Origin of the sequence: Dactylosporangium roseum, from assembly GCF_025264685.1 — a bacterium.
Lineage (GTDB): Bacteria > Actinomycetota > Actinomycetes > Mycobacteriales > Micromonosporaceae > Dactylosporangium > Dactylosporangium roseum.
Genome location: NZ_CP073721.1, coordinates 3,554,987 through 3,581,966, shown reverse-complemented (window position 1 = coordinate 3,581,966; position 26,980 = coordinate 3,554,987). Strand labels below are relative to the sequence as shown.

General features: G+C 68.9%; 30 protein-coding genes and 3 pseudogenes. 19 read left to right on the top strand and 14 right to left on the bottom strand.

Annotated elements, in window-relative coordinates; translation table 11 throughout:
* Positions 1-52: 52 nt before the first annotated feature.
* The 4 genes and pseudogenes from Drose_RS16765 to Drose_RS16750 all read right to left on the bottom strand — a co-directional run bounded on the left by Drose_RS16765 (position 53) and on the right by Drose_RS16750 (position 2,330).
* Positions 53-436 (bottom strand): hypothetical protein, encoded by a 384-nt coding sequence (locus Drose_RS16765; protein WP_260729123.1) that lies wholly within the window; start codon positions 434-436, stop codon positions 53-55.
* A 128-nt stretch (positions 437-564) separates the two neighbouring features.
* Complete coding sequence (locus Drose_RS16760; protein WP_260729122.1) at positions 565-882, bottom strand: STAS domain-containing protein; 318 nt, start codon at positions 880-882, stop codon at positions 565-567.
* A gap of 312 nt (positions 883-1,194) precedes the next feature.
* Entirely contained in the window at positions 1,195-1,401 is a 207-nt protein-coding gene (locus Drose_RS16755) for a sensor histidine kinase (protein WP_260729121.1), read from the bottom strand.
* A 90-nt stretch (positions 1,402-1,491) separates the two neighbouring features.
* Positions 1,492-2,330: pseudogene (locus tag Drose_RS16750) on the bottom strand (IS5 family transposase).
* Between the two features lie 298 nt (positions 2,331-2,628).
* On the opposite strand from Drose_RS16750, the gene Drose_RS16745 reads away from it, so the two are divergent.
* The 4 genes and pseudogenes from Drose_RS16745 (at position 2,629) to Drose_RS16735 (ending at position 4,336) form a co-directional block, all read left to right on the top strand.
* Positions 2,629-2,811 carry a Y4bD/Y4pK family protein gene (locus Drose_RS16745; RefSeq protein ID WP_260729120.1) on the top strand — a complete coding sequence of 61 codons (183 nt, stop codon included), beginning with the start codon at positions 2,629-2,631 and terminating at the stop codon, positions 2,809-2,811.
* A gap of 181 nt (positions 2,812-2,992) precedes the next feature.
* Positions 2,993-3,271: pseudogene (locus tag Drose_RS39090) on the top strand (hypothetical protein); the annotation flags it as partial.
* A 133-nt stretch (positions 3,272-3,404) separates the two neighbouring features.
* Positions 3,405-3,539 carry a hypothetical protein gene (locus Drose_RS16740; RefSeq protein WP_260729119.1) on the top strand — a complete coding sequence of 45 codons (135 nt, stop codon included), beginning with the start codon at positions 3,405-3,407 and terminating at the stop codon, positions 3,537-3,539.
* Between the two features lie 137 nt (positions 3,540-3,676).
* Positions 3,677-4,336, top strand: coding sequence for a response regulator (locus tag Drose_RS16735; protein ID WP_260729118.1), 660 nt, complete (start codon positions 3,677-3,679; stop codon positions 4,334-4,336).
* A gap of 68 nt (positions 4,337-4,404) precedes the next feature.
* Here Drose_RS16735 and Drose_RS16730 read toward each other — a convergent pair whose 3' ends face one another.
* Positions 4,405-6,903: an ABC transporter permease gene (locus Drose_RS16730; protein ID WP_260729117.1), complete on the bottom strand. Its 2,499-nt coding sequence runs from the start codon at positions 6,901-6,903 to the stop codon at positions 4,405-4,407.
* Between the two features lie 5 nt (positions 6,904-6,908).
* Complete coding sequence (locus Drose_RS16725) at positions 6,909-7,640, bottom strand: ABC transporter ATP-binding protein (RefSeq protein ID WP_260729116.1); 732 nt, start codon at positions 7,638-7,640, stop codon at positions 6,909-6,911.
* A 111-nt stretch (positions 7,641-7,751) separates the two neighbouring features.
* Here Drose_RS16725 and Drose_RS16720 point away from each other — a divergent pair, with 111 nt between their 5' ends.
* A complete protein-coding gene (locus Drose_RS16720) occupies positions 7,752-9,083 on the top strand; it encodes a sensor histidine kinase (protein ID WP_260729115.1) in 1,332 nt (443 codons plus the stop codon).
* A gap of 30 nt (positions 9,084-9,113) precedes the next feature.
* On the top strand, positions 9,114-9,557 hold the full coding sequence (locus Drose_RS16715) for a VOC family protein (protein ID WP_260729114.1): 444 nt from the start codon (positions 9,114-9,116) through the stop codon (positions 9,555-9,557).
* 28 nt (positions 9,558-9,585) lie between these two features.
* Here the strand turns inward: Drose_RS16715 and Drose_RS16710 are convergent, their stop codons facing one another.
* From Drose_RS16710 to Drose_RS16700, 3 genes are all read right to left on the bottom strand, one after another.
* Complete coding sequence (locus Drose_RS16710) at positions 9,586-9,879, bottom strand: amidohydrolase family protein (protein ID WP_260729732.1); 294 nt, start codon at positions 9,877-9,879, stop codon at positions 9,586-9,588.
* 229 nt (positions 9,880-10,108) lie between these two features.
* On the bottom strand, positions 10,109-10,747 hold the full coding sequence (locus tag Drose_RS16705; RefSeq protein WP_260729113.1) for a response regulator: 639 nt from the start codon (positions 10,745-10,747) through the stop codon (positions 10,109-10,111).
* The gene (locus tag Drose_RS16700) at positions 10,735-11,313 is read right to left on the bottom strand and encodes a sensor histidine kinase (protein WP_260729112.1); all 579 of its coding nucleotides are present in this window, start codon (positions 11,311-11,313) and stop codon (positions 10,735-10,737) included. The genes Drose_RS16705 and Drose_RS16700 overlap by 13 nt, the downstream gene beginning before the upstream one ends.
* A 45-nt stretch (positions 11,314-11,358) precedes the next feature.
* On the opposite strand from Drose_RS16700, the gene Drose_RS16695 reads away from it, so the two are divergent.
* From Drose_RS16695 to Drose_RS16640, 12 genes and pseudogenes are all read left to right on the top strand, one after another.
* Positions 11,359-11,670: a transposase gene (locus tag Drose_RS16695; RefSeq protein ID WP_260729111.1), complete on the top strand. Its 312-nt coding sequence runs from the start codon at positions 11,359-11,361 to the stop codon at positions 11,668-11,670.
* Positions 11,603-12,334, top strand: a complete 732-nt coding sequence (locus Drose_RS16690) for an IS3 family transposase (protein ID WP_260729110.1) — start codon at positions 11,603-11,605, stop codon at positions 12,332-12,334. Before Drose_RS16695 ends, Drose_RS16690 begins: the two co-directional genes overlap by 68 nt.
* Before the next feature lie 62 nt (positions 12,335-12,396).
* Positions 12,397-13,602 (top strand): tyrosine-type recombinase/integrase, encoded by a 1,206-nt coding sequence (locus tag Drose_RS16685; protein WP_260729109.1) that lies wholly within the window; start codon positions 12,397-12,399, stop codon positions 13,600-13,602.
* Positions 13,599-14,561, top strand: coding sequence for a tyrosine-type recombinase/integrase (locus tag Drose_RS16680; protein WP_260729108.1), 963 nt, complete (start codon positions 13,599-13,601; stop codon positions 14,559-14,561). The genes Drose_RS16685 and Drose_RS16680 overlap by 4 nt, the downstream gene beginning before the upstream one ends.
* Before the next feature lie 87 nt (positions 14,562-14,648).
* Positions 14,649-15,611 carry a tyrosine-type recombinase/integrase gene (locus Drose_RS16675; protein ID WP_260729107.1) on the top strand — a complete coding sequence of 321 codons (963 nt, stop codon included), beginning with the start codon at positions 14,649-14,651 and terminating at the stop codon, positions 15,609-15,611.
* 236 nt (positions 15,612-15,847) lie between these two features.
* Positions 15,848-16,684, top strand: a pseudogene (locus tag Drose_RS16670) (IS5 family transposase).
* Positions 16,685-17,076: 392 nt separating this feature from the next.
* On the top strand, positions 17,077-17,538 hold the full coding sequence (locus Drose_RS16665) for a sigma factor (protein WP_260729106.1): 462 nt from the start codon (positions 17,077-17,079) through the stop codon (positions 17,536-17,538).
* Between the two features lie 53 nt (positions 17,539-17,591).
* Complete coding sequence (locus Drose_RS16660; RefSeq protein WP_260729105.1) at positions 17,592-17,747, top strand: sigma factor-like helix-turn-helix DNA-binding protein; 156 nt, start codon at positions 17,592-17,594, stop codon at positions 17,745-17,747.
* Between the two features lie 286 nt (positions 17,748-18,033).
* Positions 18,034-18,777: an NAD(P)-dependent oxidoreductase gene (locus Drose_RS16655; protein ID WP_260729104.1), complete on the top strand. Its 744-nt coding sequence runs from the start codon at positions 18,034-18,036 to the stop codon at positions 18,775-18,777.
* Between the two features lie 209 nt (positions 18,778-18,986).
* Positions 18,987-19,367, top strand: a complete 381-nt coding sequence (locus Drose_RS16650) for a sigma-70 family RNA polymerase sigma factor (protein ID WP_260729103.1) — start codon at positions 18,987-18,989, stop codon at positions 19,365-19,367.
* A gap of 479 nt (positions 19,368-19,846) precedes the next feature.
* A complete protein-coding gene (locus tag Drose_RS16645) occupies positions 19,847-20,674 on the top strand; it encodes a slipin family protein (protein ID WP_260729102.1) in 828 nt (275 codons plus the stop codon).
* A gap of 86 nt (positions 20,675-20,760) precedes the next feature.
* Complete coding sequence (locus Drose_RS16640) at positions 20,761-21,747, top strand: YihY/virulence factor BrkB family protein (RefSeq protein ID WP_260729101.1); 987 nt, start codon at positions 20,761-20,763, stop codon at positions 21,745-21,747.
* Positions 21,748-21,785: 38 nt separating this feature from the next.
* On the opposite strand, the gene Drose_RS16635 is transcribed toward Drose_RS16640, so the two are convergent.
* Both Drose_RS16635 and Drose_RS16630 read right to left on the bottom strand, forming a co-directional pair.
* Positions 21,786-22,220 carry a DUF5994 family protein gene (locus Drose_RS16635; protein WP_260729100.1) on the bottom strand — a complete coding sequence of 145 codons (435 nt, stop codon included), beginning with the start codon at positions 22,218-22,220 and terminating at the stop codon, positions 21,786-21,788.
* A 449-nt stretch (positions 22,221-22,669) separates the two neighbouring features.
* The gene (locus Drose_RS16630; protein WP_260729099.1) at positions 22,670-23,341 is read right to left on the bottom strand and encodes a DoxX family membrane protein; all 672 of its coding nucleotides are present in this window, start codon (positions 23,339-23,341) and stop codon (positions 22,670-22,672) included.
* Positions 23,342-23,789: 448 nt separating this feature from the next.
* On the opposite strand from Drose_RS16630, the gene Drose_RS16625 reads away from it, so the two are divergent.
* Complete coding sequence (locus tag Drose_RS16625) at positions 23,790-24,446, top strand: BON domain-containing protein (RefSeq protein ID WP_260729098.1); 657 nt, start codon at positions 23,790-23,792, stop codon at positions 24,444-24,446.
* Positions 24,447-24,583: 137 nt separating this feature from the next.
* Here Drose_RS16625 and Drose_RS16620 read toward each other — a convergent pair whose 3' ends face one another.
* The 3 genes from Drose_RS16620 to Drose_RS16610 form a co-directional block, all read right to left on the bottom strand.
* Positions 24,584-24,769: a hypothetical protein gene (locus Drose_RS16620; protein ID WP_260729097.1), complete on the bottom strand. Its 186-nt coding sequence runs from the start codon at positions 24,767-24,769 to the stop codon at positions 24,584-24,586.
* A gap of 152 nt (positions 24,770-24,921) precedes the next feature.
* Positions 24,922-25,218 (bottom strand): DUF4193 domain-containing protein, encoded by a 297-nt coding sequence (locus Drose_RS16615; RefSeq protein ID WP_260729096.1) that lies wholly within the window; start codon positions 25,216-25,218, stop codon positions 24,922-24,924.
* 51 nt (positions 25,219-25,269) lie between these two features.
* The gene (locus Drose_RS16610; RefSeq protein WP_260729095.1) at positions 25,270-26,523 is read right to left on the bottom strand and encodes an AI-2E family transporter; all 1,254 of its coding nucleotides are present in this window, start codon (positions 26,521-26,523) and stop codon (positions 25,270-25,272) included.
* Positions 26,524-26,980: the final 457 nt, after the last annotated feature.

Here is a 26,980-nt window from a genome sequence, read left to right as displayed (position 1 = left end):
GACGCGGATAGGTGAGCTGCCGATCACTCAACGACGCGCCGTGTCAGGGTCATCATCCTGAGTTGCTGCGGTGCTGGTGGGAGTTGTGGTGCAGCACGCCGTTGGCGATCTTCTCGGCGTTGTCAGCGGTGAGGAGGAGCTTCACCGCGCCGAATCGGTCAGCGAGCGAGGCGGCCAGGTTCGGCGCATCGATGGTGTCAGTGACGACCACGACGAGAGCGCCGTCATTGAGCAGGTCGGCCACCGTGGCATAGTCATCGGTTTCACACGTGGTCCCGCCACCGGCGGCAACCTCGCCGATGGTGAACGGGGGTAGCGCCGCACGCAACTGCGCGACAAATTCGATCGTGGCTCGGTGGTCATCACCGCCGGGCGGCTCGGCGATCACCAGCACCAGTTCCTTGGCGCGGGCCAACGCGGCGACGACGGGAATCACCCGATCCGCGGTTGCGGCGGGTGGCAGCTGCACAACAAGGATGACGGCACCAACTCTCTGCCGCGGCTGCCAACCTGATCGAGCTGATGCAGGGAGCGCCAAGGATTACGGTGGGGTTCCGAGCTCTATCAGAGCGGGGGAAGGCCCAGGAGATTCGTGAGGCCGGTCAGGTGGAGTACCCGGTGGATCGCTGACATGGGGTGTTCGACGATGAGGCGGATGCCGGCCCGTGCAGCACCTTTGTGCGCGGTGACGTGGGCGGCGATGCCGCCGGAGTCGAGAAATGTGGTCAGGCGCAGGTCGATGTACAGGGTGGCCGGTGACTGCTGGAGGGTTCGATCGATGCACTCCAGGAACCGTGCGGTCGTGGCGTAGTCGAGGTCGCCGCGCACGGCGATGGCCGTACCCCCGTCGGCGCGGCCCTGCACGTGCAGCGCGAAGTCCATGTTCCCACCCGGATGATCGAAGCTGGTCCGGTGAAGCTATCGGACTGCGATCAGGTGGGTTTTTTGTCATCGGACAACGGTTGCGGTCAAGGTCGTGAAGTGTGTGCAGACCGCGCCAGGTGCGCAGATCCCGGCGCCCCGGGGCGGCGATCTTCGAGGCGTGCATGGTGCGCGCGCTGGCCGCCTCGGGCCGATGCCGATGTACGCCGCGCGGGTCAGCCCGCAGGCCAGGAACAGTGGGACGGTCAGCGGGCCTGCCGAACCGAGCAGCGCCGAGGCCGGGCCGGAGGCGCCACCGCAGTGACGTTGCGATCAGCCGGTTTGTGAGGATGCGGTCGGGATGATGGCCTGCAGCTGGGTGCCACCGCCTGCGGGGCTGGTGATGGTGAGGTGTCCGCCGAGCGCCTCGACGCGGTCGCGGAGGTCGGTGAGGCCGGTCCCGCGGTGTGGGTCGGCACCGCCGATGCCGTCGTCGCGGATGGACAGGTGCAGGATGCCGTTCTGGGCTGTCGCCCGCACGTGTACGACGGTGGCGTGGGCGTGTCTGGCCGTGTTGGTCAGTGCTTCTGAGAGGACGTCTGATTCACGAAGTTTGTGAGTTGTGTACGTTCAGGTGTCTCGCCAGGTTGGGGTGGTTTCGTCGGTGAGGCGTTTGGCGAGGTTGTCGATCATCGCGATGGTGATCATGCTGGCTGAGTTGTCGGGTCGGGTTTCGTAGTCACGCACGAGCCGGCGGTGGTGCATGAGCCAGCCCAGCGTTCGTTCCACGACCCAGCGGCGTTTGACGACCGAGAATCCTTTGATGGCAGGGTTTTTGGTGACGACCTCGACGTCGATGCCGAGGCTGGCGCCGTGTTCGACGACGGTGTTCTTGAATCCGGCGTCGACCCATGTTTTGGCGAGCGTGGGATGGCGGGTGGTGGCCTCGTTGAGCAGGTCGACGCCGATGGCGTTGTCGCTGACGCTGGCGGCGGTGACGATGACGGCCAGGAGTAGGCCCAGGGTGTCGGTGATGATGCCCCGCTTGCGTCCCACCACTTTCTTGCCCGCGTCGGTGCCCTGTGTGGACAGTGGAACGTTGGTGGAGGTTTTCACGCTCTGGGTGTCCATGATGGACGCGGTGGGGGTGGTCTGCTTGCCGGTGTGGTCACGGACCAGGCCGGTGAGGTCGTAGTTTAGTTCGGCGAAGATGCCTTCTTTGGTCCAGGCGGCGAAGTAGCCGTAGACGGTGCGGTAGGGCGGGAAGTCGTGGGGCAGGTAGCGCCAGGGGATGCCGGTGCGGTTGATGTACAGGATCGCGTTGAAGATCTCGCGTAGGTCGTGCGTCGGTGTGCGGCCGCCGACGCCGGCGTCGGTGCGGGTCTGGCGCCACGTGGTGAGTCGGGGGGGCGATGAGGGCCCAGCGGGCGTCAGACAGGTCGGAAGGGGTACGCGCTGCGTTCAGCCATGCCGGTGTGCGTACGGTGGCGGTGGGCCGGTGTGACGGACACCGGGTCCGTTGTTTCCGTGACGAAAGTGAATCAGACACGATCCGCTGCTGAAACATCTCGTATGCGGCAGGCGCGAATCGGCTGTAATAATCGTGTTCTTAGCTATTTCAGGCGCACGTGGGCAGTGACTGTCGATGGGTGGACCGGACGTTATCCGTCCCAACCAGAATCAAACGTCCGGTAAATGGACGTTTGATTCTGGTTGGAATCTTCGCTCTATAGAACCCGTCAGTCGGGTCGTTCGTTGGACTCATTGGTGATCACTCATCCTTTCCATCCGTCGAAGGGGCAGTGCCTGCCGGTGCTGTACACGCTGCGCACGCGCACTGGGCTGTTCTTCGTGTGCGAGGTCGAGGAGAGGCGGCGGATCACGGTGCGCCAGGAGTGGACCGACCGTGGGGTGCCCCGTCGGTGGACCGGTCGGCGCTGGACGGGCTGACCGCAGCGCGGGCGCTGGTCGACGCGATCGGCAGCGCAGATCGGACCGGCGTCGCGCCGGCGACGGGTGAGGAGAACGACGTGCGAGCGAGGATGGGGGCGGATGTCCACCTGGGACAGTCGGCAGGCAGTGATGGCAGTGGCGAACATGGTCGAGTCGCTGCTGCGCGGGAGCGCGGCCGGTGAACCCGAACTCGAAGATCACCTCGTCTCACCTGTCCCGGCTGGCGATCGTGTACGTGCGCCAGTCGACGGTGGCTCAGGTGCGGTACAACACCGAGTCGACCACCCGCCAGTACGCGCTGGCCGGCACCGCCGCCGAGCTGGGCTGGCTGGCCGAGCAGATCGTCCTCATCGACGCCGACCTGGGCGTGTCGGGCCGGTTCGGCTCCGACCGCGACGGCTACCGGGAGATCGTCGCCCGGCTGTGCATGGGCGAGGTCGGCGCGGTGTTCGGGCTGGAGGTTTCCCGGTTCGGCCGCTCGAACGCCGACCTGACCCGGTTGATGAGCACCCTATTGAGATGCACTTCCTGCCAGCTACAGCCCCGAGCTGAATCCCTAAGAACTCCTCAACGGGGATCTCAAACGCCATGTGGCGCAAGCAAACCCGGCCGACAAGGCCGAACTGGCCGTCGAAGCCGACCGGCACCTGCGCCGACGGCAGAACCGGCCCGATGTCGTGAAAGCCTTGTTCGGCAAGCTGGAAGTCCGCTACGCCGCCGAATGATCACGGCATATTTGCCTTACGGATCAATAACTGCGGCCAGGAACCGTGACGGGAACACGGCATGACGCGGCTCCACCGGTCACCGACGTTTCGATGGCCCTGCCCAATGCAACGGTGCCCGGCTGTACTGTCGGGGTGTGATTCGGGTGCTGCTCGCCGACGACGAGGCGATGGTGCGGGCCGGTGTGAGGGCCATTCTGGCCGCGGCGCCGGACATCGAGGTCGTGGCGGAGGCCGGAAACGGGCGCGAGGCGCTCGAGTTGGTCCGGGCCCACCGTCCGGACGTCGTTCTGCTGGACGTGCGGATGCCGGTGCTCGATGGGCTGACCGCGGCGGCCGAGCTCCGTCGGGCGGCACCGGACACCGCTGTGGTGATGCTGACGACCTTCTCCGAGGATGGGTACATCATCGAGGCGCTGGACAGCGGTGCGAGCGGCTTCCTGCTCAAGTCCGGCGACCCGTACGAGCTGATGGCGGCGGTGCGTGCGGTGCACGGCAGCGCCGCATTCCTCTCTCCCCAGATCGCACATCGGCTGATCCAGCAGTTCAGCGGCGGCCGGATGACCCGGCAGGCGGCGGCCAGGGAACGGATCACCGCGCTGACGGCCCGCGAACGGGAGGTGCTGGCGCTCGTGGGCGCCGGCCTGTCGAACGCGGAGATCGCCGGGCGGCTGTTCCTGGTGGAGGGGACGGTCAAGGCGTACGTCAGCGCCGCGCTGAACCGGCTGGGCGTGAAGAACCGGGTGCAGGCGGCCCTGCTCGCGTACGAGGCGGGGCTGGTGGACAGGGCGTCCTGAACGGCGGACGCTCGCAGCCGGCCTCGTGCCGGGCCCGTGGTGCGGGGCCCGGGCACCGAATCACCACGTCACTCGGTTCTGACCGCGGCGAGGATGTCGAGCTTCGCGGCTCGTCGGGCCGGCCACTCGGCAGCGACCACGCCGACCACCGCGGCCGCGGCCAGAACGAGCGCCAACCGGCCCCAAGGCACCACGAACGCCCAGGTGTCGATGCCCAGGGCGGCCACCAGCCGGCCGACCGCCCAGCCGAAGAAGATGCCGAGCCCGACGCCGAGAACCCCGCCGAACAGTGAGATCACCACCGACTCCTGGCGGACCATCCGCTTGACGCCAGAGCGGTCTAGCCCGATCGCGCGGAGCAGCCCGATCTCCTGGGTTCGCTCGTGTACCGACATCGCCAGCGTGTTGACCACACCGAGGACGGCCACGACGACCGCCAGCGCGAGCATGCCGTAGAGGATGTTCAACACGAGACCGATCGCGCCGGTGATGTCGTTGGTGAGTTCGCGCCGGTCCTTGACTCGGATCGCGGGGCTGTCGCCCAGCGCGGTGCGCAAGGTCCGCTGCCTCGCCTGGCTGGCACCGCCGTCGACCTTGACGAAGATCGACGTGTCGGCGACGCGGTCCAGGTGTTGGTCCATCAAGGAGAGGTCGGTCCGTACTCCGCCGTCGAACCTGCTGTGGTACAGACCGGTGAGCTCTAGCCGCTCCTGGATGCCGTCCGGCCAAGTGATGTCGATGCTGTCGCCGACGTGCCAGCCGCTGCCGTCGGCGGTCTCCACGTCGACGATGGCGGTCTTGCCGGCGCCGAAGGTGCCCTCGGTCATGCCGAGGTTGAGCAGTTTGTCGATGTCGGCGCTGCGGAAGCCGACCACCGTCTGTGGGACGCCGTCGACCACAGCCGGGATCTCGCGCCGCGGCGACACGGCGGTTACCTCGTCCAGTTCACGCAGCGTCGCCGCTGCGTCCGGCGCGAGCGCGGCACCGTTGGCCATGCTGACGACGTAGTCGCCGCGCACATAGTCCGAGGCGGCCAGGTTGTGGACCGCCCGGTCCGCGCTCGCGCCGATCACGTTCAGACCGGCGATCAGGGTGAGACCGATGGTCAGCGCCGAGGCGGTGGCGGCCGTGCGGCGCGGGTTGCGCACGGCGTTCTGTCGAGCCAGCTTGCCGGTCACGCCGAACCGCCGCAACGCGGGGTCGGCGGCCGCGATCACCGGCCGGGACAGTAGCGGTGTCAACACGAACACACCGGTCAGCAGCAGCATGGTGCCCAGCCCCAACGTGACCTTGCCATCGGCCATGGTGCCGGCGGCGAGCGTCAGACCGGTGCCGACGCTGGCCAGGACGGCACCGACGGTGTTGCGCACCACCAGTGAGCGGACCGTGGCCGGCGCGTACAGTGTGCTCATCGCTGCCACCGGCGGAATCTTGGTGGCACGGCGGGCCGGCAGCCACGCGGCACACACGGTGACGCCAACGCCGAGGGCCAGCACGACCACGACCGTCCGGACTTCCACGAGCAGCGGCCCGTCTGGCAGCGTGCTGCGGGTGGCGGACAGCATGGAGCGCACCGCGGCGCCGAGTCCGATACCGATCGCCAGGCCGGCAACTGAGGCGGTAAGACCGATCACGGCCGCCTCGATGAGTACGGACCGGGTCACCTGGCGGCGGCTGGCACCGACCGCGCGCAGCAGCGCGAGCTCCTTGCTGCGCTGCGTGACCAGCACGGTGAAGGTGTTGACGATGAGGAAAGCCGCGACGAACAGCGCGACACCGGCGCAGGCGAGCAGCACCTGCGACAGGGTGCGAAAGTCCCTGACGTTGTCATCGGCTTGCTCGGCCGCCAGCCGGGTTGCGGTGATCGCCTCGACGCCGTACGGCAGCAGCGCCTCGACGCGCTGCCGCAGCTGCTCCGCGGTGGTCCCGGGAGCCGCGGTGAGGTCGACGTAGTTGTACCGGCCGGGTTCGGCGAAGCGCTGCTGCGCGGTATCCGTGTCGAAGAGGGCGAGGCTTCCGCCGGCGGCGACGTTGCCGTCGTCGGTGGTGAAGATGCCGGTGACCGTCGCCACCAGGGCGGGCCCGCTCACTGACAGCCGGACGGTGTCACCGACCCGGTAGCCGGTGCGCTCGGCGGTCTGGGCGTCGATGGCGACCTCTCCCCGGGTCGTCGGCGGACGCCCCCGGAGCATCGGATACCGGGCGTCGTAGTTGGCGCCGGTCGTGGCCCAGCCCTCACCGACCATCCGGCCGTGCTTGTCGGAGAGCGCGGTGAAGCCGGAGACCACACCCTTGGCGCTCGCGACACCGGGCAGCGCGGCGGCCCGGTCCAGCAGCGCGTGGTCGAGCAGCCGGCCGGTGTCGGGGCCGGCCGGGCTGCGGGCCGGCCGCAGCCTGACGTCGACGCTGGTAAAACTCTTCTCGGCGCTGCTTCGGTACGCCTCGGAGATACTGTCGGTGAAGACGAGGGTACCGGCGACGAAGGCCACGCCGAGCAGCACGGCCAGGATCGTCATCGTCAGCCGGGCCTTGTGCGCGAGCACGTTGCGCAGTGCGATGCGGAGCATCGGGATCAGTCCTTCATGCGGTCGAGGACCGCCTCGGCGCTCGGGTCGCGCAGTTCGTCGACGATGCGGCCGTCGGCGAGGAATACGACGCGGTCGGTGGTGGCCGCGGCTGCCGGGTCGTGTGTGACCATGACGACGGTCTGGCCCAGGTCGCGCACCGCGCTACGCAGGAACCTCAGCACCTCGGCGCCGGAGCGGGAGTCGAGGTTGCCGGTCGGCTCGTCCGCGAAAATGATCTCCGGTCGGGCGGCCAGCGCCCGGGCGATCGCCACGCGCTGTTGCTGGCCGCCGGAGAGCTGGCTCGGCCGGTGGGTGAGCCGGTCGGCCAAGCCGAGCGACTCCACCACCTGGCCCAGCCAGTCGCTGTCGGCCTTGCGGCGGGCGATGTCCGTCGGCAGGGTGATGTTCTCCGTCGCGTTCAACACCGGCAACAGGTTGAACGCCTGGAAGACGAAGCCGATCTTGTCACGGCGCAGCCGGGTGAGACGCTTGTCGCTCAGCCCGGTCAGCTCGGTCGCACCGATTTGAACCGACCCCGAGGTGAACGTGTCGAGGCCGGCCATGCAGAGCATGAGCGTGGACTTGCCGGAACCGGAAGGCCCCATGATCGCGGTGAACTCACCCGGGCGGAACTCGACGGACACGCCGTCGAGCGCCGTAACCCGGGTCTCGCCCTGACCGTAGATCTTGGTCAGCTCGGTGGCCCGGGCGGCAATCGCTGGATTCGCGTCGTTCATGCCGTCGAAGCTAGGAAACCGGCGGTGCCCGCCGCCGTGCACGATCGGCAGGAAGTCACCCTGACTTTCGTCAGGTGTACTGCGCCCGGCCGGGTCCGGTACCGTGGCCGGGTGGCAGTCGTGCAACGGTTGCCGAGCCGGGAGCTGATGCTTGATCTGGCGCTGTGGCTGGTGATCGCGGCGCCTGTGTTCGGCTTCGACGAGCTTCCGGACGCCCGGCAGGTCGCCGTGGTGCCGCTGGAGTGGACGCAGGTCGCGGCAGTGCCGCTCTTCGGCGTGGCCGCGCTCGCGAGCCGCCGATATCCGACGGTGGCCGCGACGGTGCCCCCAGCGCTGGGGCTGGCGGCCACACCCGAGATGCTGACCAACAACTACCTCGTCGCTCAAGTGGTGCTCGCCTATCTGCTCGGCCGCCGGGCGGCGGGGCAGGCGGTGGCACTACTGTTGTTCATCGCGGCGTGCGCAGCGGGCCTGCTGGTCATCCTGGTGACGCCGGCCACCGTGATGACCAGCGGGACATCATTGGTCTTCCTGGCACTCACCACGCTCGTCCTGCCCTGGCTCGTCGGCCGATACGTTCGTCAGCAGGCGGAGCTTGTGCGTACCGGATGGGAGCTCGCGGAGCGCTTGGAGCGCGAACACGAACTGACCGGCGAGCAGGCTCGACTACGTGAGCGTTCACGCATCGCCCGGGACATGCACGACTCACTCGGGCACGAGCTGAGCATGATCGCGCTGCGCGCCGCCGCACTGCAGGTGGCGCCCGACGTCGGGAAGCAGGGTCGACACGCCGCGGCCGAACTGCGCCGGGCCGCGGCCGAGGCTACCTCGCGGCTGCGCGAGGTCATCGGGGTGCTGCGAGAAGACCACGAGACCGCTCCTATGCTGCCCGCCGGGGACACGGTCCGGTCGTTGGTGGACCGGGCGACGGCTTCCGGTGTCGCGGTGACGCTGGTCGACGAGCTGACCCCGGCCGGGGATGACGAAGGAACGGCGCTACCGCCGATGACCCACCGGGCGGCGTACCGGGTGGTGCAGGAGGCGCTGACCAACGCTACGAAGCACGCCCCGGGTGCCCCGGTCACTGTGACGCTGCGGCGGCAGGGTGCCGAGGCGGTGGTCACTGTCGTTAACCGAGCTACCGCGTCCCGCCGGCGGCCCGGTGCACCGGGCCACGGACTGGCCGGCCTGGACGAGCGCGTCCGGCTGGCCGGCGGCACCCTCGATGCGTGGCCGGCGGTCGACGGCTTCACCGTCACCGCCCGGCTGCCCCTGACCTTAGGGGCTGTCACCACACCAGGTGCCGCGAGGACCTCGCGACACCAGCTCGCCCTGGCCCGCCGCAGGTTGCGACGCAGCATGATCAACGCGATGTGGGCACCCGCGGTGACCATAGCCGCGCTCTTGCTGCTGTGGTTCGGCTTCAATCTGTTCGGGCTGTAGTACGCCGAACGACGACCTGAGGAGGAACCGGTGCCTGGCCGCATTCAGTTGGTCATCGACTGCGCCGACCCGGACCGGTTGGCCCAGTTCTGGGCCGCCGCGCTGGGCTATGAGCTCGCACCCGCCCCGGCTGGATTCGCTACCTGGAACGACTTCTACCGCGAGCTGGGGGGCCCTGAGGAGGATCTCGTCGACGGGTCGGACAGGATCAGCGATCCGGAGGGCCACGGGCCGAGCATCTGGTTCCATGCCGTCCCGGATGCCAAGGTAGTCAAGAACCGGCTGCACTTGGACATTCACGCCAGTGGCGTACGGACGGACCCGATCGAGACCCGCAGGAATCGAGTCGACGCGGAGGCCAGGCGGCTGGCTGACCTGGGCGCCACTTTCACTGGCGCGTTGTCCGAGGAAGGGCTCAACCACTACGCGGTCGGGATGAAGGACCCGGAAGGCAACGAGTTCGATATCAACTGACCGCAGCCGGGGGACGGTACGATCCACCTCAGACGATCTTGTAGGCGGCCTTGCGCACCCGGCCCTGCCGCATGATCAACGCCAGCCGCGAGCGGTCCCGCAGGATGCGCAGATCGGCCAGGGCATCGCCGTCGACGACCAGCAGGTCGGCGTACCTGCCGTCGATGACGGTGCCGGTCTCGTCGGCGATACCGAGCAGCTCGGCATTGGTCAGGGTCACCGAGACGACAGCCTCCAGCGGGGTCATGGCCTGCGTCTTCAGGTGCAGTTCCAGGGCCTTGTCGCGGGCCAGCGGGCCGAGCAGGTCCGACCCGGAGGCGATCCGGACGCCGGCGGCGCGGGCGATCCGGATCGCCTCGACGCCCTTGTCGTGGACGGTGGCGATCCTGGATGTGTTCTTCGGGTTCGAGAGTCCCCGGCATCTGGACTGTCGTTCAACGAGTGCGCGGTGTCCGCGTCGCGGCTGGCGACCTTGCGGCGTGGTCTGTCGTGCGGCTTCGCTGCGGTCGGATTACTTGTGCCGCCAAGCGCCACGGCTGGATGGGAGATGCTCAGCCGTCGAGGTAGCGGAGGACTGCGAGTACGCGGCGGTGGTCGACGTCGGTGGGTGGAAGGTCGAGTTTGGTGAAGATGTTGTTGACGTGTTTCTCCACTGCGCTCGGGCTGATGTTGAGGCCGGCTGCGACGCCTTGGTTGGAGCGGCCCTCGGCCATGAGTCGCAGTACGTCCAGTTCGCGGGGGGTGAGGCGGACCAAGGGATCCTGGCGTCGCTGTAGTAGCTGCGCGACCACCTCCGGGTCTAGTGCGGTGCCGCCGGCAGCGACCCGGCGCAACGCGTCGAGGAATTCTGTGACGTCGGCGACCCGGTCCTTGAGTAGGTATCCGATGCTGCTGGTCGAGGTGGAGAGCAGTTCGGTGGCGTATCGCTCTTCCACGTGCTGGGACAGCAGCAGTACGCCGATCTGCGGCCATTGTTGGCGCAGGACGAGGGCCGCTTTCACGCCCTCGTCCCGGTAGGTCGGCGCCATCCGTACGTCCACGATGGCCAGGTCGGGCCGGTGTTGTGTGACCGAGCGCAGCAACGTCTCCGCGTCGGGTACCGCAGCTGCGACGGCGATGCCGAACGCTTCGAGCAGTGTCGTGAGTCCGGCCCGAAGCAGCACGGAGTCTTCGGCGATCACGATGCGCACGGCAGGTCCACGGTGATGCGGGTTGGACCGCCGGTGGGGCTTTCGATGCTCAATGTGCCATCCACGGCGGCCACCCACTGCGCCAAGCCGACCAGGCCGGTGCCGGCGCCGGGTCGAGCGCCGCCGCGGCCGTCGTCGCTGACCTCGATATGCAGCCCATGCGCATGCCGCTCGACAACCACCTCGGCGCGATCGGCCTGGGCGTGCCTGGCCACGTTCGTCAACGCCTCAGCCACGACGAAGTAGGCAACCGCCTCCACTACCGGTGGACAGCGTTGGGGCGCTCGTACCCGCAGCCGCACCGGAATCGGTGCGATTGTGCAGAGCCCGGATAGCACGGCGTCGAGCCCGCGATCCTCCAGAACTGGCGGATGCAGCCCGCGCACGAAGCTGCGCAACTCGGTGAGGGCGATCTTCGCCTCCTCATGTGCCTCGGCGATCGCATCGCGCAGGGACTCCGGCACATCGGCCATGGAAGTGCGGGTGAGGCCGAGCTTCATCGCGAGTGACACCAGCCGTTGCTGGGCACCGTCATGCAGGTCGAGTTGAGTCACCCCCGCTTTCATGGAGCTTCTTGATCATGGTCTGATGGCCGTGGAAAGGGAAGGTCCGTGCCAGCACCGAAGAAGTACCTCGACGACCTGCGGCAGCGTGCAGTGCGGCTGTATCGGGAGTCGGACCCGAAGCCGGTGATCCGCCGGCTGGCCGAACAGCTCAACGTGCATCATGAGGCGCTTCGCAACTGGATCCGGCAGGCTGAGGCGGACGCCGGGGAGCGCACCGACCGGCCCTCCAGTGACCTGCTGGAGGAGAACCGCAGGCTGGCGCGGGAGAACGCTGAGCTGCGGCGGGCGAATGAGATCCTCAAAGCGGCGAGCGCGTATTTCGCCTCGGAGTTCGACCCGACCCGGCGACGGTCATGACGTTCATCGACGAACACTCAGACCGCTTCGCGGTCGCGCTCCTGTTCGGGTTCTGCAGATCAGCACCTCCACCTACTACGCCTGGCGCGCGCGGTTCACCCAGCCGTGCGACCGGGACCTGGTCGACCTCGGGCTGCTGTCCAACATTCACGACATCTGGACCGCGTCCGGCTGCACCTACGGCGCGGACCGGGTCCACCGGCAACTGCGCCGTGACGGCATCCACGTGGGCCGCAAACGTGTCGAGCGGCTGATGGCGCAGCAAGGCTGGCAGGGCGCGTCCCTACGCCGCGGCTGGCGCGGCGGCGCAACCGTCCAGGACCCGCGCGCGATACCCGCCCCGGACCTGGTAAACCGCAACTTCACCGCCACCGTACCGAACCGGCTGTGGGTCGCCGACGCCACCCGCATCCGCTGCGGTGAAGGGGTGTTCTGGCTCGCCGCCGTCCGCGACGCGTTCTCCAACCGCATCGTCGGCTGGAAAGCCGGCGACCGATGCGACACCGACCTCATCCTCGGTGCCCTCGAGTACGGCATCTGGACCCGCGACGTGCGCGACCAACAGTTGATCCACCACTCCGATTACGCCGAGCCGTGCGTTAAGCCGAGGGATCGTGGGATGGCCTGTGGTGGCCGGGTGGACTTGGCTGTTTCCTCGGCTTAACGATCCTGCGGTTGGTGGCTACCGTCCGCCGTATCCATTCGCCCTGTGGAGAGGAGACGGCCATGGATACGACGGTCACAGGGATCGGGTCGGTGGTTGTCGCGGAGTTGCGGGCAGCCGGCTACATGGAGTCGACGATCGGCCAATACGAGAAGTCGATCAAAGCGTTGGCGTGCTTCGCCGCGGAGCGCGGTGGCGTCTACACGCCCGCCCTGGGTGCTGCGTTCGCGTCGATGACGATCAGTCCGCGTACTGGCAGGTTCAGTGCGCAGCGCAGCTTCGACTACAGCCGGCTGGTCGGCGTGTTCGACGCCTACGTGCTGACCGGCCGGGTGGGGCTGGCGTGCCGCAAGCGTGGCGGGGGTGGCCCACGACCGGTCTCGCGTGAGTTCATCGCGTTGGCTGCCGCGTGGGACGCCGACATGGCCGGCCGTGACCTGGCGCTGGCCACCCGCGACGCCTACGGCCGGGTATGCCGCGCCTACCTGGTGTTCCTGGAGGCACGCGGGATCGCTTGCCTCGGTGACGCCGACGGGTCCAGCGTTCTGGGGTTCCTGGACTCGTTGACAGGCACGTGGGCGACGTCGTCGCTGTTCTGGGTGGTGTCGAACTTCCGGCCGTTCTTGAAGTTCACCGGCCGTAACGACCTGGTCGACGCGGCCGGGCTGGCCAGGGTCAGGCGTTCCCACGCGATCCTGCCGGTGCTTCCCGACGAGGTTGAACGCCTGGTCGTGCACGCATGCGCGACACCGGCAATCGCCGCGCGGGACGCCGCGATCACCCTGCTCGCGGTGACGACGGGGCTGCGCGCGTGCGACATCATCAACCTGCGACTGGCCGACATCGACTGGCGCGCACGGACCGCCAGCATCGTGCAGCAGGAGACGCACAACCCGCTGACCGTGCCGCTGACCGATCTGCTGGTCGGCAGGCTCGCCGACTACGTCCTCGACCAACGGCCCGACTCGCCCGACGACCACGTGTTCCTCCGTTGCGTGGCGCCACATACGCGGCTGTCGGACCACGCATCGATCCACCGGGTGATCGCCACCGTGTTCGGCAAGGCAGGCGTCACCGGGGTGAGGGCCGGTACTCGCCTGTTGCGCCACAACGCCGCGTCGCGGCTGCTGCGCGCGGCGGTCCCGCTGCCGACGATCTCGGCCGTGCTGGGCCACGCGAGCCCCGAATCGACTGACCTGTATCTGAGCGTCGATGAGGAACGTCTGCTCGACTGCGTCCTCGACATCCCCGCCGGAACGCGGTCATGAACGCCCGCGGCTTCACCAGTGCCTTCACACCGCAACTGGAGGCCTACCTCGCGTTCAAGGAGAAGATGGGCTTCTACGGCGCCTCCCGGATCTGGTACCTGAAGCAGTTCGACGTCTACTGCACCACACACGAGCGGACCGTCTTCGACCGCGACACGGTCGAGGGATGGGTCAGCCAGCAGCTGACTCGCTCAGGGCGGTACCGGTCCTGGATGTCCTACATCCGCGACGTCGGCCGATGGTTGCAGGCCCACGGGCAGCGTGACGCCTACGTCCTGTCCGATCGGTGGAAGGCCGCAGTCGTTCCCGCCCACCCCTACCTGCTGAACACCGACGAGATCGAGGCGTTCTTCGCGGCCGCCGCAACGCTGAACGCCGTCTCCCCGCGGCGGTGGCAGGCGGTCGCGTTCTTCACGCTGATGCACTCGTGCGGGCTGCGGACCGGGGAAACCCGCCTGCTGCGCCCCGAGCACGTGCACCTTCGCGACCGGCACCTCGACATCGTGGCTTCCAAAGGCAACCGCTCCCGACGCCTGCCGATCACCGGCGAAGTCACCGAGATCCTGGCCAACTGCGACCGGGTCACCCGCGCACGCTTCGGCCCCACGCGGGGCATGTTCTTCGTCTCCGCGGCCGGTAACCAGGTCACCGCCGCGACCGTCGGGAAGATGTTCAACCGTGCCTGGGACCAGGCCGGTCTCCCACGGCCGGTGGGCGCTCAGCAGCCTCGGCCCTACGACTTGCGCCATCACTTCGCCTACGCCAACGTCGAACGATGGATGGCCCAAGGCAAGGACGTCATGGCGATGCTTCCCTACCTGGCCCGCTACATGGGGCACGCGGACATCGAGTCGAGCTTCTACTACATCCACACCTCGCCGGAGTTCCTGCACGCCTACGCCCACCTCACCACCGCGAGCCAGTCGTTGCTACCGGAGGTCGGGTTCGATGAAACGTGACCCGGCAACCCGCGCCCCGGACTTCTACCGCTTCGCCCAGGACTACAGGACTACCTGCACACCTACCTGCACACCTACCTGCCCACCGTGGCCCGGCGCTCACCGAACACGATCGAGGCCTACCGGATCAGCCTGGAATGCTTCCTGCACTACCTCGCCGAGCGCGAGCACATCGACCGCGGCGACGTGAGCTTCGACCACTTCGACCGGCCACACCTGAAAGGCTGGCTGGCCTGGATGGCCGACCAGCGGCACTACGCGCCCAGGACCATCGCGTTGCGGCTGACCACCGTCAAAGCGTTCCTGACCTACTGCTCCGCCGAGGACATCACCCTCGTCGCGTTCAGTCAGGCAGCCACGGCGCTACGCGCGCCGGCCAGCGCGAGGAAACCGATCGAGTACCTCACCGGACCCGAGACACGGGCCGTGCTCGCCGCCTGCACCGGCCGCACCGCGAAATCGCGCCGCAACCGGATGCTGCTGATCTTGCTCTACGACACCGCGGCCCGCGTCGGTGAGATCACCAGCCTGACGCTGCAGGACCTCCGCTTGGGCAAGCCCGGACACGTCGTCCTCACCGGCAAGAGGAACAAGACCCGCATCGTCCCCCTCGCCGGCAAGACGATCGAGCACCTGGGCGCCTACCTCGCCGAGTTCCACCCGGGCACGACGCAGCTTCCTGCGACCCGGCCGGCGTTCTACAGCCTGCACAACGGCAAGCCGACAGCGCTGTCGACCGACACCGTCGCCGCAGTGCTCACGCACGCCGCCACGACCGCACGGCAGAGATGCCCCTCGATCCCGAACAACATCCACTGCCACATGCTGCGCAAGACCAAGGCCATGGGCCTCTACCAGCAGGGCATCCCGTTGCCGGTCATCATGCGGCTCCTCGGCCACGAGAACATGTCGACCACGGCGGCGTTCTACGCCTTCGCCACCATCGACATGATGCGACAAGCCGTGGAGGCAGCCACGCCTGCGATCGACTCGCCAGCCGCGCAGCGGCTCACCGAGAACAGGCTCCAGGCCCTCTACAGCCTCCGATGACATGCCGTCGTTACTGGACGTTTGGTTCTGGTTGGGATGGATAACGTCCGGTCCGCCCATCGACAGTCACTGCCCACGTGTGCCTGAAGTTGCCAAGAACATCATCATTTCAGCCGATTCGAGTCGGCCGCATACGAGACGTTTCAGCAGCGGATCGTGTCTGATTCACTTTCGTCACGGAAACAACGGACCCGCTGTCCGTCACACCGGCCCACCGCCACCGTACGCACACCGGCATGACTGAACGCAGCGCGTACCCCTTCCGACCTGTCCGACGCCCGCTGGGCCCTCATCGCCCCCCGACTCACCACGTGGCGCCAGACCCGCACCGACGCCGGCGTCGGCGGCCGCACACCGACGCACGACCTACGCGAAATCTTCAACGCGATCCTGTACATCAACCGCACCGGCATCCCCTGGCGCTACCTGCCCCACGACTTCCCGCCCTACCGCACCGTCTACGGCTACTTCGCCGCCTGGACCAACGAAGGCATCTTCGCCGAACTGAACTACGACCTCACCGGCCTGGTCCGTGACCACACCGGCAAGCAGACCACCCCCACCGCGTCCATCATGGACACCCAGAGCGTGAAACCTCCACCAACGTTCCACTGTCCACACAGGGCACCGACGCGGGCAAGAAAGTGGTGGGACGCAAGCGGGGCATCATCACCGACACCCTGGGCCTACTCCTGGCCGTCATCGTCACCGCCGCCAGCGTCAGCGACAACGCCATCGGCGTCGACCTGCTCAACGAGGCCACCACCCGCCATCCCACGCTCGCCAAAACATGGGTCGACGCCGGATTCAAGAACACCGTCGTCGAACACGGTGCCAGACTTGGCATCGACGTCGAGGTCGTCACCAAAAACCCTGCCATCAAAGGATTCTCGGTCGTCAAACGCCGCTGGGTCGTGGAACGAACGCTGGGCTGGCTCATGCACCACCGCCGGCTCGTGCGTGACTACGAAACCCGACCCGACAACTCAGCCAGCATGATCACCATCGCGATGATCGACAACCTCGCCAAACGCCTCACCGACGAAACCACCCCAACCTGGCGAGACACCTGAACGTACACAACTCACAAACTTCGTGAATCAGACGTCCTCTAAGGTTGAGGCCGGACCGGCTTCTCGTCCCTGCGCCGATATGCCTCGGCGCAGGGTGCCTCCACCGCCGCCTGGACCCCGCGGTCATTCCCACGACGCCCGGGCGCTTGGCCGGAAGCGTCATCGCTGCCGGTTTTCGCGGCTGGCCCGTAAGGGGCGTAACCCATGCTCACCGCATTCGTATCGGTACCGGCCACCGTTATCCCCGCCCGTCCAGAGCGTCCGCCGCGATCCCCGCCGGTAGCGGCGACTGGGGGGCGCCGGAACACCTGCTGGAGACCCGCGGCGGGCTGCCGGCCGGTCACCCGGATCGAGACCTCCTGCGAGGGCGGGCGATCGAGAGCTGCCTGCCGATGGCCCACCGGCTTGCGGGTCGATACGCCGGTCGTGGGGAACCCCTCGACGACCTGCGGCAGGTCGCCGCGCTGGCGCTGGTCAGGGCCGTTGACCGCTACGATGCGGGGCGCGGCGTCCCGTTCGCTGGCTACGCCGCCCCGACGATCATCGGCGCGCTCAAACGGCACTTCCGGGATTCGGCCTGGGGCATGCGGGTGCCGCGCTCCAGCCAGGAACTGCTCCTCGCGCTACGCCCAGCCGTTACCGACCTCACCCACCTGCACGGTCGGGCACCGACCGCGGCCGAGCTCGCCGAGCATCTCCGCATCGACATCGGCGCCCTCCACGCCGCGAAACAGGCAGCGCAGGCGTACCGGCTGCCGTCACTCAACGAACCTCTTGACGACCCCACGCCGCTGAACGCATCGACCTCATCGGCGCGGTCGACCCGCGTTACACCGGCATCGACGATCACCTGACACTCCGGTCGCTCGTCGCAGCGCTGCCACCGCGCGAGCGGCGCATCCTCGCCATGCGGTTCCACGACGAGATGACCCAGGCGCGGATCGCCGCGGCGCTCGGCGTGTCGCAGATGCACGTCTCGAGGCTGCTGCGGCAGACCCTGGACCGGCTCCGGGCCGGTCTGCTCGCCACTGACACGACAGGTTTCACAGCCGGGCCCGGCTGATCATCACCGAGACCGGGACCGCCATTGCTTATCGATGTCGGGCCAATCCGCGCGTACAGTCCAAGCGTCGCTCCGGACCCTGGTGACCAGCAGTGCGCGGCGTGTCCGGGTACCGGTTGCACGCCTGTATGTGGCGCACGGCTGCCGCGTTTGCCCGCCCGCCGTGGTCCGTACCGAGCATCGTGTCCCCCGCCGGCGGGCGCACCGTACACAGGCACGAATCCGTTCGCAGGGCGCGGTCGCGCCCCGGAGTCATCCCGGCCGGCCGCCGACGAGAAGAGCAGCCATGGAGCCAGTACGGGACCGATACGCCGCCGATCGCAACGCCAAGCTGAAGGTCTGCGTGATCGGGGCGTCCGGGAAGCTCGGCCGATACATGGTGCAGCACGCGCTCGAACGGGGCTACGAGGTCGTCGGCGTGTGCCGGGCCGCCAGTGTGGCCAAGCTCGGCGCGCTTCGCGACCACATCACCGTCGTGACGGGGGCGACCAACGACGAGGCGGTCATCGCCCGCGCGGTCGACGGATGCGACGGCGTCCTGACGGTGCTGGTCCCGCGCGGGGTCAACCACTACGCGGCCGGCACGGCGCAGGCGGTGCTCGACCACACCCGCGGCGGTGCCCGCCTGGTGTTCTCCTGCGGATGGCACATCTCCCGCGACGGCCTCGACGTCTACCCGTGGAAACTCAGGGCGATCGTCAAGATCGCCAGTCCGCTCGCCAAGCTCGCCCGCTTCGCCGACCTCGACGATCAGGTCGACGCCTGCCAGCGCGTGTTCGCCAGCAACACCCGGTGGACCGTGGTGCGCGGCAGCGACCTCACCGAAGGTCCCAGCCAGGGCCTGCCGGTGTGGAGCCGGCACGTCGGCGACCCGAAACTGTCCAGCAACCAGACCCGGCGGGTGGACTTCGCCTTGTTCATGGTCGCCGCCCTGACCGACGACACGCTCATCCGCGAGGCACCGGCGATCGTCGGCCGCCGGGCACCATCAGCCCTCGCGCACGCCGAAATTACCCGGGAACTGCAGTGACCTCACCGCGCACGACCGGCATCGACCGCGTGCCCGTCCGCGCCGGACGAAGCGACTGACGAGCAGGGTCCGGCGGCCCGCTGCGACCCGGCCGGGTGAAACCGGCGGTCACATCGGCAACCGGGTCCGGCGACGGCCTATCATCGGGGCACTCCCCACCGCTCCGGACCCCAGCGGTGTCCTTCATCCGGGCATCGTCAGGAGCGTCGATGGCACTCCAGCACGCCAAACCGCTCATCGCCACAGCGGCCTACGACCGGCTGGTCCAGCGGATCGCCGACCGCGAAGCAGCCGCCTTCCACGCGCTGTACCGCCTCATGGTCCGTCCCGTCTTCGTGCATTCCCGCACGCAGCTGCGCGACGCCGCAGCCGCAGTGGTGATCACGCGCGCGGTCTTCGTCGAGGTCTGGAGACTGGCTCCCACCAGGCAGCAGCCGTGCGACATACAGGCGTGGCTGCTGGCCATCGCGGACCGGCGTATCCCCGAATACCGGCGATCATCCGCCCGGCCGGCGGAGCTGACGGCCGGCTACGACGAACACATCGCCGCCGAGCTGGCGGCCCTGCTCCGGCCGTCAGGCGCCGCCTGAAGCCCGGCGCCATGCAGATGTCGCCGGACGGTTTGCCCGCGGGGCCGGACCCGGTCACCGCGCTGGTTGCGTGCCGGGCTCCCGGCCGGCACAGCATGCCGCCCGGGAGCCCTCCCCCTGGTGCTGGAGTAACGTCAGCTGGGCGGCACGCCCGGCCCACCGCTCGCATTGAGCGCAGCAGAGGTTTCCGGCCGGTCGGGACCCGATGCGGCATCGACGGCCTCCCTCGTGTCCCATCGCGGCGGTGCCGAGTCGAACGGCCGTCCGCCACCGGGGACCGGGGTGGCAAGTTGCGGTTCACCGTAGCAGTCACCGAACTCGAGTGCATCACAGTCTTTGCCGATATTGACGGTGCGCCTGAAGGGTATTGAGGCTCGTCTCGATCCCGGCGATCCGGTGTACCGTGAAAGGTGCTGCTCCAGACCCCGGTGGCCGACCGTCCGTCGCTCACGGACACGTCCCACGATCGAGGTCGTCTCATGCCGTACGTATGGATCGTCATTGCTGTAATGCTTCTGCTGCTCCTACTGTTCTCGCTCGCGGTGCGGGTGGTGAAGCAGTACGAGCGGGGCGTGCTCTTCCGGTTCGGCCGGGTCGTCGGCGTCCGGGAACCGGGCCTGACCGTCATCATTCCGCTGGTCGACGTCCTGCAGCGGGTGAGCCTGCGGATCGTCACGATGCCAATCCAGTCACAGGGCATCATCACCAAGGACAACGTGAGTGTCGACGTCTCGGCGGTCGCGTACTTCCGGGTCGCGGACGCGGTGAAGTCGGTCGTGGCGATCGAGAACGTGGGCGCGGCGATCAACCAGATCGCCCAGACCACGCTACGGAAGGTCGTCGGACAGCACACCCTCGACGAGACGCTGTCGGAGACCGACCGGATCAACGTCGACATCCGCCGGATTCTCGATGTGGCGACCGAGGAGTGGGGTGTGGTGGTGACGCTGGTGGAGCTCAAGGACATCCAGCTGCCGGAGAGCATGAAGCGGGCGATGGCCCGGCAGGCGGAAGCGGAGCGGGAGAAGCGCGCGAAGATCATTGCCGCCGAGGGCGAGGCACTGGCCGCGGACGCCCTCGGCACCGCCGCCGACGTCATGATGGCGCATCCGCTCGCGCTGCAGCTGCGCAACCTGCAGAGCCTGGTCGAGATCGGCGTCGACCGGAACACCACCGTGGTGTTCCCGGCCCCGCTGATGAGCACGATCGGCGAGCTCGGCGCGTTCCTGGCCCGCGAGGCCACCGCCGCGGCGACGCCGAACCCGTTGCCGCCCAACGGCAAGCCGCTCCCGGCCGGCGCATCCTGAGCTCAGCGCCCAAGTCCCGGTCGCCGGCCCTCCTGCGGCCGGCGACCGGTAGCGGCACGGACACCACCACGGCGCACCGTCCGGGTGTGCCACGGCGCGTGAAGGCGACCTTCGGGCGGGCCCGCCGTCGCTTCGGCTGGCTCGATCACCTCGCGCGAGCGGCCCGGCGCTACGACCGATCCGACGGGGGACGGCTCGCCGCGGCGGTCACCTACTACGCCTTCTTCGCCACGTTCTCCCTCGCCCTGCTGGGATTCGCGATCCTCGGCTACGTGCTCGACGACCCGCCCGTGCTGCGCTCCGTGCAGGCGTACCTGTCGCAGAACCTGCCGGGCCTGAACGCGGCGGCGCTGCGTGAGGCCCGCGGCGCGGCGGGCCTCGTCGCGTTCATCGTGCTTCCCGTCTCCGGAGTGTTCTGGGTCGACGCCCTGCGCTCCTCGATCCGGGCGGTCTGGCGGCTGCCGCAGTACCCCGGCAACTACGTTCTCCGCCAGGTCCTCGACTTCGCCGTGCTGGCCGGGCTGGGGCTGCTGCTGGCCGTGTCGCTGGCGCTGACGGCCGGCACGCAGGCGCTGCTGGCCTGGTTGCTGCACGACGCGGCGGACCGGGCCGGCCCGGCCGGCCACTGGCTCCTCGGAGCGGCCGGATACCTGCTCGGCGTCGCCGTCAACGTCCTGCTGGCCGTGGCCGCACTGACCGCCCTGCCACGGTTGCGGATGCCGCTGCGCCGGGTGCTCGGGCCGGCGCTGTTCGTCGCCGCCGGCCTGGAGCTACTCAAGACGGTCGGCCGGATCTACGTGCAGCGCGCCCAGGCCAACCCGGCCTACCAGCTCGTCACGGCCGCCGTCGCCATCCTGCTCTTCCTGAGCCTGCTCAACCAACTCATCCTGTTCGCCGCCGCGCTCGCCGCCACCAGCACCCGGGGAACCGTCACCGACCTCGCCACCCGGCCCTCGCCGACCCCATCGACGGCGCCGGTCCGGGCCGGCCCCGCCCCGGGCCACGGACGGACTCCGTCGCGCCGCCGGCCGGCGCGACGCCGCCCGACCGGTCCACCCCGCCGGCGACGATGACGGTCACAGCGCGGCCTCGCTGCGGCCGGTGCAGTGCCTCAGCGCACCGCGGGGCCGGCGCCGTGGCCGCCCTCGTTGTCCCAGACCGACTGCGAATCGCCGGCGCCGGGCCGACCGTCCACCGCCGGCCGTTCGGCGAGAATCGCGGGGGCGCGCAGCCGGTTGGCCGGATCGGCCGCAGTCGCCATTGCCGCCTCGGCGGCAGCCGCGCCGGTGCCCGGAGGCACCACCAGCAGGTCGATCTGCATGCCCTGTTCGGTCGTTGCGATCACCACCGCCGCGTCGACGGTGGCGAACCATCCGGCCCGTACGACCCGGTCACCCACCGCCAGCCGGCGGAAGTGCCCGTCCCAGCTGTCGCTGTTGAGCATCAGCCGGCGGATGGGTCCAAAGCGGGCGGCGAGGGTCAGCACGAGCCCCGGCAGCTCGGCGAGGGCGTCCGCGGAGCGCGGCCACCACCCGCCGTCGAGCACAGCGCGGTTCAACCGGTCCGGGGCGAGTACCAGTCTCGGATGGGTAGGCGGTCCCGTCGGAACGGCCGTGGCACGCTCAGCGGTGGTGGCGATGGTGACCTCCTCGATTCCTTGCCCTGCGCATTGCTGGACGTCGCTGCGGCGCCCTCGGGGGTCGGCCCCGCTCAAAGGACCGCGAGGAAGCCACCCATGACCAGCACGGCGGACACCCCACCGAGCAGCTGCCACGCGCGGATGAGCAGCGCCCGGTCGATGACCCCGGCCGTTCGCGGGCTCCTCGCAGACCGCCCGGCCGGCACCGCCGGTGACGGGCCGGCCCGGCTGCTTGTACTTGCTCGGACGGCTCGCCGTACTGCGGAGTGTGATGTGGCCGCCCCGTCAGGTCCGCCGAAGCACCGGAACCCGAGGGGCGGCCGGGACACGGACCGACCTGGTCCGCATCGGTGTGGCTAGCGCAGCCAGGGGGCGCGGCGCACCAGCGGCAGGGCGGCCCACGCACGGCCCGCTCCGAAGGTGTTCCCGGCGCCGAGGAGGGCCAAGACGACCAGAACGGCGGCGTAGACGAGGTGCTCGTCCATGAACGGGTTGCCGGCCGGAGGCAGCACGGCGGTCCACATCATGACCGTCAGCAGTGCGCCACCGGCAGCGGCGAGCCACATGCCGACACCGAGCATCAACGCTACGCCGATGGCCAGGAGCGCGCCCATGAACAACACGTCAGCGCCGGTGGTCCCGGCGATCGCATGGTAGAAGTCACTGAACGGGCCCTTGGCCGAGCTCAAGAATCCGTTGGTCGGGCTGCCGCCGTTGAGCCAGGCCCGCGCCGAGGGGGTGGCGAACCCGAAGCCGAACAGCTTGTCCAGGAAAGCCCACAGGAATATCCAGCCAAGCGCGAGCCGGATACCGGCCAGCAGGTATCGGGCGGCGGCCGGAGATGCGCTCCGCCGAGCGGTCGATGCCGGTGCGGACGAGCGCCGGTCACCGGCGGTCGTCACGACGCTGGTGTGGTCGACGGGCCGGTATCCGGTGCTGTCCGGAGCCAGGTCCGGGACGATGGGGTTGGCGGGAGTACCGATGGCGCCCTTGACTGCGGTGCTGTGGTCCTTGGCGATGTTGACCATCGCGCTCACATTCCTTTGCATGACTTGTGGATCGTGTCCCGCAGCGCGAGCGCTTGCAGGCAGAGCTGTGCAACCGCCTCACGACGGAGGCATATCGAGCAGGACCCGGATGGACGGGGAACCGAAGGCCGCATTCGCAGCAAAGATGCAACGGCTCGACGGCCACCAGGGACCGGAGCGACACCATCACCCTACGCCTGATCGCCGCAGAAAGCGCCATGGCGTCAGACCCGCGGGAGTGCATCGACGACTCGTGGCCCGCGGTGGCCGCGTCTCCCGGCCCGCTCGACGAGGTGATCGACCGTCAAAGAGTTGCCATTCGAGAAGGGCATGTATCGCCTTAAATGCTGACGATTTTCACGCATCACAAAAGTACTTGGAAATATACGCCGAATTGGCCTGGCGCCGGAGCTGGAGGTGGCACATCGTGGTGTCTGTGACACAGACAATGCACAAGACCGACCAGGAACTGAAGACCGCCGTGACCGAGGAGCTGCACTACACCCCGAACGTCGATGCATCCGGCGTCGAGGTTCAGGTCGACGGCGGAACGGTAACGCTTTCCGGCGAAGTCAACAGCCTGCCGGAACGGCTCGCGGCAAGACAGGCCGCCATGCGGGTGGGCGGCGTCACCAATGTCACCAACAAGACCGCCGTGCGGGCTCCGATGCCCGCGGACGTCAACGACGAGGCCCTCGCCCTTGCGGCCGACCGCGCCCTCACGTGGACCGTCGACGTGCCGGCGAACACCGTGAAGGCCGATGTCCATGATCGCCGGGTAACCCTGACCGGTCAGGTCACCTGGGACTACCAGCGCCACGCCGCGGCGCGAGCCGTCACCTACCTCAAGGGCGTCAAACTGGTCAGCAACGAGATCCAGCTCGCGTCGACGACGCCGACCGCCGGCACCAAGGCAGCGGTCGAGGCCGCCCTGCGGCGCAGCGCCGAGCTGAATCCCGTCAACATCACGATCGATCTGGACGGGTCCGAGCTGACGCTGCACGGCAGCGTCGGATCGTGGGCGCAGCGCCGCGAGGCGGAGCGGGCCGCCTGGAGCGCCGCCGGCGTGACGAGTGTACGCAACGAGCTGCACATCGCGTCCTGACCACGAGTAGCACCAACGGCTGCGAGCGCATGTGCGCCCGCAGCCGTTCACCGTCTGCCCGTTCGCCGGGCGATGCTCGCCACCGGAGCGCGGGGAAGCTCGGCGCCGTTCCCGCCTCGGTCATCGGGCAGGTCCTGTCATCCTTGCCGCGTGGTGGCCCCGGCCGGTGACATGTCGGCGGGGTCGATACCGAGCATCTGCAGCAGCGCAGCGTTCCGGTTCGTGTCGACGAGCCCAGGCAGTTCCCCGTCGACCCAGTCGGCCCTGGCGGCCAGTCCTCTGCGCCGCAGGGCTGCGACGATCTCAGCCTTTTCGATGTGCACGGGATTCTCCTCACGTTCGTTGTGGAGCCGGCCCCTGACCGGCATCGTGCCGGCTGCCGTGCTTCCCTCCCGCCGCGATCCTCGCGATAGCGCTCCGCCCGCCACCACCGACCTCCGGCGCCTTGCCGCTGATCCGGATCGACTCGGCCAGTTCAGGCGCAGTCGCGGCAGACCGGTCCGTCGTGACCGCCGGCGCGCCGGCTGCGGTGATGCACGAGGTAGCACCGTCCACATCGGAACTCGTCGGCGCGCATCGGTACCACGGGAACCGACATCTCCTCGTCGACGGATTCGGGGTCGTCGACCCGGCCTGAGCCGGCACGTCCGTCAGGATCGGCAGCGTCGTCGGGGTCGTCGTGGCCGGAGGGCCGGGAGACTGTGAGAACACCGATCCCGTCCCTGGTGTCGTCGGTCGGGGCGAAGCGGGGTGCATCGAAGTCGACGCTCATGGGGCTCCTAACTATCGCCGGTGGTGAGGGCGGGGCTGTGCTTCCCTCGTGTCACCTGGCCCCACCGACTTCGGCGGGGCTGTGCTGTGGCTCCGGCCCCGTCACGACCGAGGTGTGCCCGGCGGGGGGCGCATCGGGGTCGGGGTCGGCCTGTCCGGCCGCGTCGTCGGCGGCCTGTTCAGCGGCGGCCTGGCCGGGGTCGGTCGGTTTGGTGCCGGGTGGTTCGTGGTCCCGGGTAGGTTCGCCGGTCGGGTGGTCGGCGAGGTAGCGCACGGCGGTGTTGGTCACGGCCAGCAGTGGCACGGCGACGAGGCCGCCGACGATGCCGGCGGTGACGACGCCGGTGGCGATGGCCAGGATGACGGCGAGGGGGTGCAGGGCGACCGCGCGGCCCATGATGAGCGGCTGCAGGACGTGGCCCTCCAGCTGTTGGACGGCGATCACGATGCCCACGACGATGAGCGCGGTCACCGGGCCCTGCGTGACGAGGGCGACCAGGATGGCGACGACGCCGGACAGCGTGGCGCCGACGACCGGGATGAACGCGCCCAGGAAGACCAGGGCGGCCAGCGGCAGTGCCAGGGGGACCCGCAGGACGGCCAGCCCGATGCCGATGCCGACCGCGTCGACGAATGCGACCAGGACCGTCGCGCGGACGTAGGAGACGAGGGTGTGCCATGAGTAGTGGCCGGCGCGCGCGACCGGCACACGGGCCGCGCGGGGCAGCAGCCGGCAGAGGAACTGCCAGATCTGGCCGCCGTCGCGCAGGAAGAAGAACAGGGTGAACAACACGACGAAGAACCCGGCGAGCACCTCGGTGAGGGTCGTGGCGGTGCTCAGCGCGCCGGACGCCCACGCGCCCTGGTTGGTGCTGACGGTTCGGCGCAGCTTGTCGACGCCGTCGCTGAGCTGGGCGTCGGAGATGTGCAGCGGACCGCGGGCGAGCCAGTGCTGCACCTGGTCGATGCCCTGGCCCACCTGGGTGGCCAGGTCGTCGAACTGGCTGATGAACGTCTGGATGATGAGCGTGAACCCGCCGCCGACCACGAGCAGTGCGGTGACCAGGACGATCCCGGCGGCGAGGGAGCGGTTGACGCCCCGGTGGCGCAGGCTCGCGGCGGCCGGTTCGAACAGCGCCGCCAGCAGCAGGGCCACCACCACCGGGATCACCACGACGCTGAGCACGCCGAGGACCCGCAGCAACAGGTAGGCGGCGGCCACGAACAGGATCACCCGCCACGACCACGCCCCGGCCACGCGGACACCGCGCGGAATGCCGTCGTCGATGGTCGGGTCCGACCGCATGACGAGCACCGACGGCTGCCTGTCGGCGGGATCGCCTCCGGTAAACGGCGGCGGGGCGCCGCGACGAGCGGCGATCAGGCGCGTCTGCGCACGGTCACGAGTGTGTCTCAGCCAGCTCAAGGCGGCAGCTCTCTACTATGTACCCGGCCGCGCGCGTCATTCTTGCCCGAAGGTGGCATTGCCCGGACGCGGTGCGGTGGCGCGATCGCCTGCGAAGGAAACATACTGAAGGTTTGCCGCGGTGTCCGGGCGGCCCGGTTCGGCCCGCGACGGCATCACCGCCGCAACGGCCGAACACCACACCCATACCCGCCGATGGACACGACAAACGGCGGCCTGGCCCGGACGTCGCCGTCGGGTGGACGGCCATCGTTCACCGGCCGAGTCCGGGTCGGCATTGACGATCGATTCGCCGGTGCGGTACGCCTCCAGGCCCGGGCCCAACAGCCTCCGTCCG